Source organism: Pseudomonas sp. TJI-51, from assembly GCF_000190455.2.
GTDB lineage: Bacteria > Pseudomonadota > Gammaproteobacteria > Pseudomonadales > Pseudomonadaceae > Aquipseudomonas > Aquipseudomonas juntendi.
Genome location: NZ_AEWE02000037.1, coordinates 13,927 through 28,120 on the forward strand (window position 1 = coordinate 13,927; position 14,194 = coordinate 28,120).

Sequence of the window (14,194 nt, forward strand, 5' to 3'; positions counted from 1 at the left end):
ACATCCAGGGTATTTGCCGGGCTTGAGAGCCCGGGACTCGTTATTCGCCGACGCTGATCTTCAGCCCGGCCGCTATCGCAAAGGGTGCCAGGGTCACGGCCAGGGCGGTGAGGCTGGCGAGCCAGAGCAAATGGCCGGTTGCCGGCATATTCTGCAACGCCGCTTGCAACGCACCACTGCCCAGGATCAATACAGGGATATACAACGGCAAAATCAGCAACGCCAGTAACAAACCACCGCGCTTGAGGCCAACGGTCAGCGCCGCGCCTACAGCACCCAGCAAGCTCAGCACTGGCGTACCCAGCAGCAGTGAAGCAAGCAGCACCGGCAGGCAGTGGCCGGGCAAGCCGAGCATCAAGGCCAGCAGCGGCGCCAACAATACCAGCGCCAGCCCGGAAAAGATCCAGTGCGCCAGCACCTTGGCCAGCACCAGCAGCGCCAGCGGGTGCGGCGACAGCACCCACTGCTCCAGCGAGCCGTCCTCGAAATCACTGCGGAACAGGCCGTCCAGCGACAGCAGCACCGCCAGCAACGCGGCCACCCACACCAGGCCCGGCGACAAGGTTTGCAACAATTGGCTCTCGGGGCCAACCGCCAGCGGGAACAGGGCCACGACGATGGCGAAGAACACCAGCGGGTTGGCCAATTCGGCCGGGCGCCGGAACAACAGGCGCGCTTCACGGCGCAGCAACAGGATGAATACGCTCATGCCGCCCATTGCCCCAGGTTCAGTTCACGGTAACCGCCTGGCTTGCGCGTCAGCGTATGGTGGGTGGTCAGCACGACGGTGCCGCCCTGCTCGCAGTGCGCCGCCAGGTGTGCTTCCAGTTGCGCCACGCCTTGCTTGTCGAGGGCGGTGAACGGCTCATCGAGAATCCACAGCGGCGGCCCGGCCAGGTGCAAGCGGGCCAGGGCCACGCGGCGCTGCTGGCCGGCCGACAGGGTGTGGCAAGGCACGTCTTCGAACCCGCGCAGGCCCACCGCCGCCAGCGCCGCCCAGATAGCCTCGCGGCTGGCCGGTTGATGCAGGGCGCACAGCCAGGTGAGGTTTTCCTCGGCGGTCAGCAGGTCCTTGATGCCGGCGGCATGGCCAATCCATAGCAGGAGGCTGGCCATGGCATGACGCTGCTCAGCCAACGGCTTGCCCCCCAGCAGGATCTGCCCGGCCGTTGGCTGCATCAGCCCGGCCAACAGGCGCAGCAGGCTGGTCTTGCCACTGCCGTTGGGCCCACTGATCTGCAGCATGTCGCCCGCGCCCAGCTCGAAATCGAGTTGCTCGAACAGCAGGCGCCAGTCGCGCTCGCAGGCCAGGCCTGCGGCTTGGAGGTGGAAGGTCACGGTTTCGCCTTATGTGTAGAGGGCCTCAGGTCGGTGTTGCCTGGTTGGCAGGCGAGCCAACCTGAAGCCCGTGTCTCAAGTCGCCCGGTGCGCTGCCGTTATACTGGCAACCACGGGCGGTCGGCATTATTGCACGCGCCGCTGCGCTGCCAAGAGGCCGGGTCCGACAGGTTGTATACAATCATGACTGAAATCAATAGTCTCGGCGCACAAACTGCGCTTGGCAACCAAGCCACCAAGGCGGCCATGACCGGCGAGGTCCTGCGCCTGGTCCAGCCCCAGCCTGGTTTGCTGGCGCCCGGCGAAACCGCGCAAGCCCAAGTGCTGGCGTTGCGCCAGAGCGGCCAGGAGTTCCAGCTGCTCCTGCGGCTGGTCCAGGCCAACGGCGCACAGACCCAGCTGCAGGCCAGCGCCGGCCAACCCCTGGCCCCAGGTAGCCAGGTTACCGTCAGCCAGACCGAAGGCAATCGCCTGGCCATTTTATTGCAGCAGGCCACTGCCAGCCAGGTCGCCACCCTGACCCGCCTGGATACCCGCGAGGTGCCTGTCGGCACGCTCCTGCAAGGCAAGGTCCTGACCAACCAGGCATTGGCCCAGGCGCCTGGGCAGGCGCCGGTCTATCGGGCACTGATCAGTTTGCTCAACAGCGCCCAGGCCGGCGCCACCCTGAGCGTCGACAGCCCGCGCCCGCTGGCGGTTGGCAGCCTGCTCAGCGCGCTGGTGCAAGGTGATCAGTCACTGCGCTTCGTACCACTGAGCGGCAGGCAGGACCAACTGAGCATCGCTCAGCAGCTAATGACCCAACAGAACCGCCAGGCCTCGCTGCCCGGCCTGCTCGACGCGCTGCAGCAGCTCACCCGCAACGCCGACGCCCCTGGCGACCTGCGCGCCAGCGCCGAACGCCTGCTGGCCGGCCTGCCGGACGTACGGCAACTGGCGGACGCCAAAGGCGTGGCACAAGCCCTGAGCAACAGCGGCGCCTTCCTTGAAGCAAAATTGCTGGGGGGCTACCCAGCCGCTGTCGCCACCGACCTCAAGGCCCACCTGCTGCGGCTGGTGGCGCAGGCACCGAACCTGCCGCCCGGCACGCCAAGCCTGGCTCCGGACAGCCTGGCCGTGACCATGCCCGCCGTGGCACGCGGAGCCCTGGGCCTGCTCGAACGGGTCAGCCCCAAGCCACAGCCCGGGGCATTCCCGCTGCCGTCGCGGTTGCTGAATGCGCTGGAAGACGAAGGCGACCTGCAACAGCTGCTGCGCTTGGCCGCAGCGGCCATTTCCCGCCTGCAGAGCCACGCCATGAGCAGCCTGCAACAAAGCGGCACACTGGAAAACGGCAACCTGCAGACCACGTGGCAAACCGAAGTGCCGATTCGCCACGGCCAAGAGTTCATTCCCTTGCAGGTCAAACTGCAGCGCGAAGAAACGCCGCGCCAGCAGGCCGATCGTGAACATGAAGCAGCAGACTCGCTGCGAGCCCTTTGGCGTATCGACCTGGCTTTCGACCTGCCCCCGCTGGGCCCCATGCAGGTCCAGGCCCAGTTGAATCAAGGACAGCTGTCGGGCCAGCTGTGGGCCGAGCGCGAGCCGACGGCGCGCCTGATCGACAGCCAGCTGGGCAGCCTGCGCGAACGCTTGCTTGCCCGCGGCGTGGAGGTCGGCGACCTCGAATGCCGCGCGGGCATCCCGCCGCAAGGGCCCCGTACCCGAGTAGAACAACGCTGGGTGGACGAAAACGCATGAACGACCGACAACCCCGCCAGGCCATTGCCTTGAGCTACGATGGCCAGCAGGCGCCGAGCCTGACGGCCAAAGGTGACGACAGCATAGCCGAGGCCATACTGGCCCTGGCCCGCGAGCACGAGGTTCCGATCTATGAAAACGCCGAACTCGTACGCTTGCTGGCGCGCCTGGAACTGGGCGAGCAGATCCCCGAGGCGCTGTACCTGACCATCGCCGAAATCATCGCCTTTGCCTGGCAACTGCGTGGCAAGGTGCCCGTGGGCTTCGACGACGAACCGCCGGGCGAGCGCGACATTACCCCTGCGCCTTCGCCGATGAACGTGCTGCCAGGGGATGACAGCATTAATTAGCACTTGACCGGTGTGCCCGCTGGCTACCCTGCAACGCCCGATAGCCACGGACACCCAATGATGAACTTCCCACAACCCATGAAGCAGCGCCTGTTGCACAGTGCGCTGGCCCAGATGCCGCGCCCGGACACATTGGCCGACAAGCTTTTGCGCGATTGGCTAGCGCAACGCGGTGTGCTCCTGTCCCCCGCGGATATCGACGTCGTCACGTTCCACTACCAGGACCCAGAGCGCGAAGAAGGCCAGCCCTGGCTCCCCCCCCAGGCCAAGGTGATTCAACGCGTCAGCCTGACCGACGCCCTGCTGGCCAACTGGCAAGGGGAACCCTGTACAGGCAGTGGCGGATTCCACTTTGGCGATTGGGCGGGTATGGCGCCGCTGCACGCGGTGACATTTGTCGACCGTATGCGGCCACCCCCCCTGCTTTCCAACGCGATGTCTTACCTGATCTTCAACGGCCTGTATCGGCGTACCCCGAAAAAGGAGCTCAGCCCGGCGACACTGCTGCCCATCCGCGCCGAAGTCTTCCAGGACTATGTATGGGGTTTGCACCTGCACGAACGGCTGAAGGCGCAACTGGACAGCTATTGGCAGCAGAGCCGGACAGACTACGCACGCGCACTGGAAATTGCCTTCATCACCGCCTGCAACAACCAAGTCAGTGAGGGTAGCCTGAGTGTCCCTGCCTGGCGCCTGGCCTGGCAGGCCGGCGGCCTGTTGCCCCTGGACACGCGGGCGATAACCACCCGCCTGCTGAATGTGTACGGTTATCACAGTACATCGATCATCTACATAAAGGCCGACGACAGCAGCACCGTCGTCCTTTATTTGCCGGGCAACGCGTCGCCCCTGCACGAGTTCCCGGACCTGTCTGCGCTCAAGCACTGGTTTGCCGAGCAATGCAAAGACCCAACCCGCCGCGAGTGGCTGCAGCAATGCTTCTCGCCCGCGGACTGGGCGGACGGGCTGGAATTCAGCGGCCTCGTCACGGCCTTGAAAGGGCTGGGCTGCTATCCCGCGGCGCATCGCCTGCCCGACGATCAACCTGGCTTTGCCACCAGTGGCATATGGGACCCTGAAGAGACGATCGAATTCGGATCGCCCACCCACAGCTTGCCTATCGACGGTAACCTGTTCGACCACTTGGCCGATCGCCAGAAACAGCGCAGCTACGATGACCTGGATTACCGCGTCATCACCAACCGCCAGGTCAACAAAACGCACTGGGGCAGCTACCTGAACGTTGCCCAGTGCCTGCTGGCGCCTTTATGCGTGGTGGTACCCGAGCTTCTGCCGGTGATGGTGCTGGGCGGCGTGGCACAATTCAGCCTGGGCATGGACCAGGTGATCAACGGCCACTCGCTGGACGAAAAGGCCGAGGGGGTCGAAAACCAGGTCTTCGGCCTGTTCAATGCCTTGCCCTTGCCCATCGGCATTGCCCGCGCCAGCCAGGCGTTCCACTACCGTTTGCCAGGTTTGCTACAGCCGACCCAGTTGGCGGATGTGCTGGGCGAAGCGGCCAATGTAAGCGTGCCAACGGATGCGTTGCAGCTGGTACCGGCACAAGCGGCGTTCCGTGACACGGTGCGGATTACGACAGGCTCGCAAAGTGTAGTGGTGACCCGCGTGGGGGATAATCTGGGCCACTACTTCGAGGGTACATTCCAGGCGCCCCAGGGCATCAAGACGCAACCCGTGGTGTATGACCTGCACACCGACAGTTTCATCAAGCTCTCTGAATACAGGCAACCCACACCTGAGCGCTGGGTAATCGACAGCGGCGGATCAGCAGCTCTGGTGCGGATTGCCGACGCCCAGCGGGTCGTCACCGACGCACAGCGCATGGGCACCCTACGGCAGCTAGGTATCCAGCTGGATCTACCCATGGACTACACGCACTTCGACACCCTGGAGCGCACGCCAATTCCGCGCATCGTTTCCAGTCTATGGGTGGGTGACAAGGCCATTTCCCCGGTTTTCCTGGAGGCGCTGGTGCACAATGCCGAAGCCCTGGAAGACACTGGGTACCAGTACCAACTGTTCCTTTCGCGGCAGAGCCCGAGGGCCTATAGCGCAAACCTCACGCTGCTCAGGAGCAGAACACTCCACATGAGCGTCCTGCCGCTCGAGGATCAACCGTTCTACCAGGCGTTCGCCAGTTCGCCCTATTTCGCCCAGTACCAGGCGGCGCTGGGGATCACCAACCCAGGCATCACCAATTTCAGCTCGGCCAGCGACATCCTGCGCTACCGCATGCTCAAGCAGATCGGTGGGTTCTATCTGGATGCCGACGACCGGCTGCTCAACGCCGCTTCGGGGCCAGGCAACCCACCGCTGGCCAGCCAGACCTTGCGCACGACCGCCGATGGCTTGCTTTTGTACCCCCCGGTCTGTAATGACCAACTGGGTTTCTACATTCAGTACAACAGCAGCATGATCGGCAGCCACCCGGGCAATCCCACCCTGGACGCCATTTCCGAGGCGATCCTGCAACGCTTCCAGCAAGACCCGACGTTCTACACCGAACGGCCCGACCGGGTCTTCAACCCTGTGGCCTTCAACGCTTATGCCCGCCGCCTCAGCCGCTTGAGCGGGCCGGGGGTACTCAATGACGTGATCGACGCGCGCCTGCCCTGGCTACGGCAGTTGCGCGAAATGTGCAGGCTGCTGGTTTCCCCCATCTACGACATTCACGGCGCCCTGGACACCAGCCAGTTGACCCGGCTGATCCGTGAGCATGTGCCGCTCGACCGTTTCTTCGAGGCCGGCCGGGCACATAGCTGGGAACAGAACTGAAGGGTGATAGCGGGCGTATGTAGTTATCTACCACTGGCGTGCAGCGTGATCCAGCAACCTTGCAGCACCCACTCACGCAAGGTAACCACGATGCGCACTACCGGGATCAACGCCACTGGCGTGCACTATGTCCGCGATCATCTGAACCATGTCCCTCGGCCCGATCGGCAGGCCAGTCAGGCCGTCAGGCAATGGTTCGCCGAGCAGGGCCACGACCTCGACCCCGACCGGGTCGATGTGGTGACCCTGCACTACCGTTCCGACCACAAGGGCGGCAGCCTGGCAGAGGTCAGGCAATGCGTCAGCCTGACCCAGGCCGTGCTCAGCAACTGGCAGGGCGAAAGCAATAACGACCTGTTCGGCGCCTTGTTCCGTGCGCCCTGGGCTGGCACCCTGCCAGAAAGCCCGGTGCGGATCGTCAACGCCCTGCCCGCCCGGGGTTTCAACCACTATGGCGCCGAGTTTTCGGTGTTCAACGGGCTGTTCCACCGCACCGAACCAGCGCGCTACGACGCCACCACCCATGTGCCGATAGCCGCCGAAAGCTTCCAGCAGTTCATCGAGAACCTGGACTTCCAGGCACCCTTCAAGAATACCCTGCACACCTACTGGCGCGACCACATGGGCGCCCACCGCCTGGCTTGCAAGCTCAATTTCATTGCCGCCTGCAACAAGCAGGTCAGCGAAGGCAGCCTCAGCGAAGCGGCACGTAAACTGCTGTGGCAAGCGGCCGATTTGATGCCGCGGGTCGACAAGCTGCGCATGAGCACCCTGAGCATCTATGGCTACGCCGCCACCGACCTGCTGTACCTGTGCAACCCAGGCACGGACCTGACAGTGCTCTACATACCTGGCAACAGTTCACCCTTGCTGGAGTTCGCCAGTGAAAACACGCTGAAAGACTGGATTGGCGAGCAATGCAAAGACCCGCTCAAGCGTGAAGCCCTGAAACAGCATTTCCGCCTGGCCGACAGGCCGCAGGGCGTGGATTTCAGCGGGTTGGATACCGCACTCGATGGACTGGCCGAATATCCCCGGCGCCACGCCTTGCCACCGGAGCACGGCATGTTCAACAACGACGGTATCTGGCCGCCGCGCACCTATGTCAACTACCGGCCGAGCCGCTACAACCCGAGGATCACCGGCGACTTGTTCCAGGCGCTGGCCGAGCGCCAACGCCAACGCAGCTTCGATGACGCCGACTTCATCATCACCAGCGACAGCCAGGTCAGCAAAGCCAAGTGGCGGGGCTACCTGCTCACCACCCTCAACTTGCTGGCACCGCTGTGCCTGGTGGTGCCCGGCCTGGCACCGGTGTTGGCGCTCGGCGGCATTGCGCAGTTGGGCCTTGGCTTGGATGAGGCGATCAATGGCAAGACCCTGCAGGCACGGCAGGACGGTGTCGCCAACATCACCTGGGGGCTGTTCAATGCTGTGCCATTGCTGTTGACTGGGGCGGCCAAAGCCTCGGCACTGTTCGCGTTCAAAAGCGATGGCTTCGTGCCGCCGATTCGGCTCAACGACCAGATCGGTTACCCAATGAGCCCGGTGCGCCCCCCCGTATTGCTAGCCCCGGCGCCCGAAGGTGCGCCCTACTTCCATATCTGCGAACCGATCCCGCCGCTGCCGCAGGCCGACCCGCTCACCGCCGACGCCGTGATCCGCAGGCCGAGGTACAACGGCATGCCGGACACCCTGGAATCGGTGATCGACGACTACATCAAGGAGGTGGTGTATGACCTTGAACGGGATGCCTTCATCCTGGACGAGGACATCAACGACGTTGAGCCCGTTGGCTACGTGGCAAGCCCTGATGCTCGCGGCCTGGTACCCGAGCCCCGCGAGCGCGTAGTCACCGATGCGATGCGCACCGCCACCCTGCGCGCGCTGGGTATCGACCTGGTGCTGCCGGGTGAAATCCCACGCGCCCCCGCCAACAGCTTGCCCATCCCCAAGCGGATTTCCTGCCTCTGGGTAGGTGACAAGACCTTGCGCCCGGCCTTGCTGAGCAACCTTGCCCACAATGTCGCGGCGCTGGAAAACAGTGATTACAGCCTGCGCCTGTTCCTGTCCACGGCCAACCCTGGCGCTCACGAAGAAAACCTGCGTCTGCTGGCCGAACAGGCGCCGGGGCTGCAGGTGCTACCCCTGGAAGAGCAAGCGTTCTTCAGGGCATTCCAGCAGACCAAGTACTATGCCCAGTACGACGCGGCCCTGGACGGCAATGGTGGCGTGGCCACCAACTATGCGTCGGCAAGCGATGTGCTGCGCTACCCGCTGCTGCACCATGAAGGGGGGCTGTACATGGACGTCGACGACACGCTACGGGTGCCAGGCAAGGCCGGGCAACCCCAGGTGGGGGAACCACCGGCAACGCCCACCGAAGCGATTCAAGACGTAGCGCTGTGCATCCCGGCAGATGGCTTGCTGCTGGCGCCGCCGATGGCCAACGAGAAACTGAGCATGAACTGCCTGTATAACACCAGCCAGATCGGTAGCCACCCTGGCAACCCGACCCTGGAGGCGATCAGCGAGGAAATGCACGCACGCTTCCGCCTGCATTCGGACTTCTATGACCACAGGCCCAGCCTGGCCGAAGACCCCTCGAACTTCTACCGTTATGCCAGCCGCCTGAGCTACCTGACCGGCCCGCGCCTGCTCAGCGACGTGATCGACCAGCAATTGCCCAACCTCGCAACCTTGCGCCAGATGGTCAACCTGTACAACATCCCGCGCATCAATACCGCCACCTTCATCAACACCAGCGCGTTGAGGGAGGCCGTGCACCAGCAATTGCCGCTCAACCGCATCGCCACTGTCGGCGGCAATCACTCCTGGGTCCAGACCTGAGCCTGGGCGCAGGCCTGAGCGGGCCTTGAAGCGGCCCGCCAGGCTCAGTCGCTACGGTGCAGCTTGCTCATCAGCTCTGCCTCGGCCTGGGTCAGGCCGCAACTCTCGGTCAGCTCGGCGATGCTGGCGCCCATGCCGACCAGCTTGGCTGCCTGGGAGAACGTCACGTTATGAGGGTCGCGTTGCTCCAGTTGCTGGATCCGGTCCGGCAAGGGGGCAACCGCCACGTTCAGCTCGTGCAGCGCGTCCCCCATGCGCACCGTGACGTTCTGGTAGTCATCCAGGCGTTTGGCGAGGTCCTTGATGCGCTGGTCGCGCAAGGCATCGCCCACAGCCTGCTGCGCGGCCACTTCGCGCTGGCGCTTGCTGTAGTTGAGGAAGAACCAGAGGCTCAAGGCCCACAGCAACGCCAGAAAGATTACCGCAACCTCGAAGATCAACTCAGATGTTCTCCAGCTCGGACCACTCTTCCTCAGTCATCATCTTGTCCAGTTCGACCAGGATCAGCAGCTCGCCGTTCTTGTTGCACACGCCCTGGATGAACTTGGCCGACTCCTCGTTACCCACGTTCGGCGCGGTTTCGATTTCCGACTGGCGCAGGTAGACCACCTCGGCCACGCTGTCGACCAGGATACCGACCACTTGCTTGTCGGCCTCGATGATGACGATACGGGTGTTGTCGGTGACTTCGGTCGGCATCAGGCCAAAGCGCTGGCGGGTATCGATCACCGTTACCACGTTGCCTCGCAGGTTGATGATGCCCAGCACATAGCTGGGCGCACCCGGCACCGGCGCGATCTCGGTGTAACGCAGCACTTCCTGCACCTGCATCACGTTGATGCCGTAGGACTCGTTGTCCAGCCGGAAGGTTACCCACTGCAGGATTGGATCTTCAGAACCTTGTGCAGACGACTTTTTCATTCCCCTAGCCCTCTAAATCCGCTTTCTGGCGGTTGTGTTCGGTGTCATTTGTTTGTCGTGCAGCTGCTTGACCGCGCCGCTGGCGATCAGCTCGGCCAGCGCGGCAACGTCGAGCAATGCACACATGTGTTCAATAACCGTGCCGGCCAACCACGGGCGCTGGCCACGCTGGCTGCGCCACTTGATTTCCGACGGGTCCAGGCGCAACGAACGGCTGACCTGGTGCACGGCCAGCCCCCATTCGTAGCCCTGCACCGAAATCACGTACTGCAGGCCCTGGCGGAAATCGTCGCGGTAGCGGTCGGGCATCACCCAGCGCGCCGTATCCAGGACCTTGAGGTTGCCCGCCTGGCAGGTGAGGATGCCAAGGAACCATTCGGGCTGACCGAACAGCGGTGTCAGCTCCTGGCCGGCCAGGGTGTAGATCGAGCCCAGGCACACCAGTGGTACGGCCAGGGTCAGGCCGGCGACATCGAACAACAGGCATTCGAAGGGTTCGGCGGCCCAGGCCGGGCGGCCGTCGACAGTGGCCGGTGGCACGGGCGGCGCTGGCAGGTGCACGTCGACCAGTGGCAGCGCCGGTTCCAGCGCAGGCGCTTCGCCCAGCACTGGAATGGCCGCCTCGGCCACCACCTCCTGCTCCACCACCGTCACCACCGGCGGGTCTACCGGCATCACGCTGGGCAACACCGCCAGGCGGGGTTCGGCGAAAGGCCGAGGCGCAGGGCGGGCAACGGCCACGAGCGGTTCGGCAGGTTGCGGCTGGCGGGCATCGCGGGCCTGTTCCTCGCGCACGGCTTCAGCGAACTCATCGGCTGCAGCGGGCTCTACGGGGGGCTGCAACAGCGCCTCGTCTTCGGTGGCCTCCTGCAGCAGGCCATCCAGATACGATTGCAAGGCCATCTGTGGCCGGGTGCCGGTGTACCGGGTCTGGGTCATCAGGCCACCTGCGCTGCGGGTTTGTAGGTCAACAGGTGCTTGAGCAGTGCCCGGTAGGCGACCAGCCCACGGCTCTTGGCGTCGAACTGCGAGGGCGTCACGCCCTTGCGGCTGGCGTCGCGCAGGCGCGTATCGACCGGGATGTAGCCCTGCCATACATGCTGGCCGTAGGTGTCACGCAGCAGCTTGAGGGTGCCCAGCGAGGCCTGGGTGCGGCGGTCGAACAGCGTCGGCACGATCTGGTACGGCAGCGCCTGCTTGCGTGACCGGTTGACCATGGCCAGGGTCGCGACCATGCGCTCAAGCCCCTTCACCGCAAGAAACTCGGTTTGCACCGGGATCACTAACTGCTGGCTGGCGGCCAGGGCATTGACCATCAGCACGCCGAGCAAGGGTGGGCTGTCGATCAAGGCAAAGTCGAAATCCTGCCACAACTGCGCCAGACTCTTGGCGATCACCAGGCCCAGGCCATTCTGCCCCGGCGACTGGCGCTCCAGTACGGCCAGCGCGGTGCTCGACGGCAACAGCGAAATCCGCTCGTCGCTGGTGGGCAGCAGCAGTTGCCCCGGCAAGCCCTCAGGCACGCTGCCTTTGTGCAGGAACAGGTCGTAGCAACTGTGCTCAAGGGCATCAGGGTTGTGGCCGAAGTAACTGGTCATCGAACCGTGCGGGTCCAGGTCGACGACGACCACGCGCTTGCCGGCCTCGGCCAGCAGGCCGGCCAAAGCGATGGTCGTGGTGGTCTTGCCGACGCCACCTTTTTGATTGGCTACTGCCCAGACTCTCATCAAGCAAACTCTATGTATTGATTTGAAAGCGCGTGCGATCGATGTGGCAGCGGGCGAGCCCGCGAACACCGACGAAGCCGGTGACAATCACCGCGTCGCCTGCTTCGCGGGCTCGCCCGCTGCCAGAGGGGACGGCGTCACAGTCAAAATTGTGCTTGTAGCAGTGCCAGAGAATTGACGAATCACTGCCCCGCCACCGTTGCTGGCGTAGCCGGTGCACTTTGTGTGCCAGCCCGGCGCAAGGCAGCATCCGGTGTTGCATTGGCGCTGCCCGAGCCCGTCAGGCTGCGGCGCACTTCCAGGTTTCGGGAAATCACCAACACCACCCTCCGGTTGCGCGCCCGGCCATCGGCGGTGTCATTGCTGGCCACCGGCTGGTACTCGCCATAGCCGACCGAGGCCATGCGGGCCGGGTTCACCCCCTCCATGGCCAGCAGGCGCACAATGCTCGCCGCCCGCGCCGACGACAGCTCCCAGTTGGTCGGGTACTGCGCGGTACGGATCGGCAGGTTGTCGGTGAAACCCTCGACATGTACCGGGTTGGCGAACGGCTTGAGAATATCGGCCACCTTCTCGATGATGGCGAACGCCTTGTCACTGGGCATGGCATCGCCACTGCCGAACAACAGCGATGAATTGAGCTCGATCTCGATCCACAGTTCGTTGCCGCGCACAGTCATCTGGTTGCTTTTGATCAGGTCGCCAAAGGCATCGCGCACGTCATCGCTGATGGTCTTCAGCGGATCGGTATTGGTTGCCGCAAGGCCTGCTTCGGTCTGCTCGCTGTCGTTGACCAGCGGCTCGGCCGGGCGCACGGTCAATGGCTTTTCCTCGCCCACGGGGATGGGCTTCATGCTGCGCTCAGGGTCGTTGAACACCCCGAGAAGCGCCTGGGAAATGACCTTGTACTTGCCCTCGTTGATCGACGAAATCGAGTACATCACCACAAAAAATGCGAACAGCAATGTAATGAAGTCGGCGTATGACACCAGCCAGCGTTCGTGGTTTTCGTGTTCCTCGGTATGACGACGGCGGCGCATGGGTTACTCCATGAAGCCTTGCAGCTTCAGCTCGATGGAGCGCGGGTTTTCGCCCTCGGCAATCGACAACAGGCCTTCGAGCAGCATTTCGCGGTAGCGCGACTGGCGCATGACCACGGCCTTGAGCTTGTTGGCGATCGGCAGCAGCACCAGGTTGGCGCTGGCCACACCGTAGATGGTGGCGACGAAGGCCACGGCGATGCCATTGCCCAGTTGCGACGGGTCGGCCAGGTTGCCCATCACGTGGATCAGGCCCATGACCGCACCGATGATGCCGATGGTAGGCGCGTACCCGCCCATGCTCTCGAACACCTTGGCCGCCTGGATATCGCGGCTTTCCTGGGTCAGGAAATCGACTTCGAGGATGCTGCGAATGGCTTCTGGCTCGGCGCCATCGACCAGCAGCTGCAAGCCTTTGCGCGCATACGGGTCGGGCTCGCTGTCGGCCACCCCTTCCAGTCCCAGCAAGCCTTCCTTGCGCGCGGTCAGGCTCCAGTTCACCACCCGGTCGATGCCACCCGCCAGGTCGACCCTGGGCGGGAACAGGATCCAGCGCAGAATCTGCAGGGCCCGCTTGAACGAGGCCAGCGGTGACTGCAGCAGTGCTGCCGCCAAGGTGCCGCCCAGCACGATCAATGCCGCCGGCCCATTGACCAGGGCACCGACATGGCCACCCTCGAGGAAGTTGCCACCGACAATGGCAACGAAGGCGAGGATCAGGCCGATCAGGCTCAGCACGTCCATCAGACGCAGGCCTCTACCAGGTGCTTGCCGATCTCGTCCAGGCTATACACCGCGTCGGCCAGGTTGGCCTTGACGATGGCCATGGGCATGCCATAGATCACACAGCTGGCTTCATCCTGGGCCCACACCGTACTGCCGCCCTGCTTGAGCAGGCGCGCACCTTCACGGCCATCGGCACCCATACCGGTCAGCACCACCGACAGCACCTTGTCGCCATATGACTTGGCCGCCGAGCCGAAGGTGATGTCCACGCACGGCTTGTAGTTCAGGCGCTCATCGCCCGGCAGGATCTTCACCGCGCCACGGCCATCGACCATCATCTGCTTGCCACCCGGGGCCAGCAGGGCCAGGCCTGGGCGCAGCATGTCACCGTCTTCGGCTTCCTTGACGCTGATGCGGCACAGTTTGTCCAGGCGTTCGGCAAACGCCTTGGTGAACGCAGCCGGCATGTGCTGGATCAGCACGATCGGTGCAGGGAAGTTGGCCGGCAGTTGGGTCAACACCCGCTGCAGGGCTACCGGGCCGCCGGTGGAGGTACCGATGGCCACCAGTTTGTAAGGCTTGCGTTTAGGCGCCGCAGCCGCAGCGGGCACGGCTGCCGGGGCCCGAGCCGGCAACGCACTGCGCGCCGCTGCCGGGCTGCCCACACCCGCCGCCGGCGCATGGCTGCTGGCAGGGGCCGGCGGTG

General features: G+C 64.1%; 13 protein-coding genes. 4 read left to right on the top strand and 9 right to left on the bottom strand.

Annotated features, from left to right (window positions below; genetic code table 11):
• Positions 1–40: 40 nt before the first annotated feature.
• Together ccmB and ccmA are read right to left on the bottom strand one after the other, a co-directional pair.
• The gene (gene ccmB / locus G1E_RS08580) at positions 41–718 is read right to left on the bottom strand and encodes a heme exporter protein CcmB (RefSeq protein ID WP_009681931.1); all 678 of its coding nucleotides are present in this window, start codon (positions 716–718) and stop codon (positions 41–43) included.
• On the bottom strand, positions 706–1,338 hold the full coding sequence (gene ccmA / locus G1E_RS08585) for a cytochrome c biogenesis heme-transporting ATPase CcmA (protein WP_009681930.1): 633 nt from the start codon (positions 1,336–1,338) through the stop codon (positions 706–708). Before ccmA ends, ccmB begins: the two co-directional genes overlap by 13 nt.
• A gap of 183 nt (positions 1,339–1,521) precedes the next feature.
• Between ccmA and G1E_RS08590 the strand changes: the two genes are divergently transcribed.
• From G1E_RS08590 to G1E_RS08605, 4 genes are all read left to right on the top strand, one after another.
• Entirely contained in the window at positions 1,522–3,078 is a 1,557-nt protein-coding gene (locus tag G1E_RS08590; RefSeq protein WP_047149763.1) for a flagellar hook-length control protein FliK, read from the top strand.
• On the top strand, positions 3,075–3,428 hold the full coding sequence (locus G1E_RS08595) for an EscU/YscU/HrcU family type III secretion system export apparatus switch protein (protein WP_009681927.1): 354 nt from the start codon (positions 3,075–3,077) through the stop codon (positions 3,426–3,428). Before G1E_RS08590 ends, G1E_RS08595 begins: the two co-directional genes overlap by 4 nt.
• Positions 3,429–3,488: 60 nt before the next feature.
• A complete protein-coding gene (locus tag G1E_RS08600) occupies positions 3,489–6,224 on the top strand; it encodes a dermonecrotic toxin domain-containing protein (RefSeq protein WP_009681926.1) in 2,736 nt (911 codons plus the stop codon).
• A 90-nt stretch (positions 6,225–6,314) separates the two neighbouring features.
• Positions 6,315–9,074 carry a dermonecrotic toxin domain-containing protein gene (locus G1E_RS08605; protein WP_009681925.1) on the top strand — a complete coding sequence of 920 codons (2,760 nt, stop codon included), beginning with the start codon at positions 6,315–6,317 and terminating at the stop codon, positions 9,072–9,074.
• 44 nt (positions 9,075–9,118) lie between these two features.
• Here the strand turns inward: G1E_RS08605 and G1E_RS08610 are convergent, their stop codons facing one another.
• The 7 genes from G1E_RS08610 to cheB form a co-directional block, all read right to left on the bottom strand.
• The gene (locus tag G1E_RS08610; RefSeq protein WP_009681924.1) at positions 9,119–9,514 is read right to left on the bottom strand and encodes a DUF2802 domain-containing protein; all 396 of its coding nucleotides are present in this window, start codon (positions 9,512–9,514) and stop codon (positions 9,119–9,121) included.
• A 1-nt stretch (position 9,515) separates the two neighbouring features.
• The gene (locus G1E_RS08615; protein ID WP_003254393.1) at positions 9,516–9,995 is read right to left on the bottom strand and encodes a chemotaxis protein CheW; all 480 of its coding nucleotides are present in this window, start codon (positions 9,993–9,995) and stop codon (positions 9,516–9,518) included.
• Positions 9,996–10,007: 12 nt separating this feature from the next.
• Positions 10,008–10,934, bottom strand: coding sequence for a CheW domain-containing protein (locus tag G1E_RS08620; protein ID WP_009681923.1), 927 nt, complete (start codon positions 10,932–10,934; stop codon positions 10,008–10,010).
• Entirely contained in the window at positions 10,934–11,722 is a 789-nt protein-coding gene (locus tag G1E_RS08625) for a ParA family protein (protein ID WP_009681922.1), read from the bottom strand. The genes G1E_RS08620 and G1E_RS08625 overlap by 1 nt, the downstream gene beginning before the upstream one ends.
• A gap of 182 nt (positions 11,723–11,904) precedes the next feature.
• Positions 11,905–12,762, bottom strand: a complete 858-nt coding sequence (motD, locus tag G1E_RS08630) for a flagellar motor protein MotD (protein ID WP_009681921.1) — start codon at positions 12,760–12,762, stop codon at positions 11,905–11,907.
• Between the two features lie 3 nt (positions 12,763–12,765).
• Positions 12,766–13,506, bottom strand: coding sequence for a flagellar motor protein (locus G1E_RS08635; protein ID WP_009681920.1), 741 nt, complete (start codon positions 13,504–13,506; stop codon positions 12,766–12,768).
• Positions 13,506–14,194: chemotaxis-specific protein-glutamate methyltransferase CheB (cheB, locus tag G1E_RS29340; RefSeq protein ID WP_047149767.1), on the bottom strand; the 689-nt coding region annotated here is incomplete at its 5' end. The genes cheB and G1E_RS08635, both read right to left, overlap by 1 nt.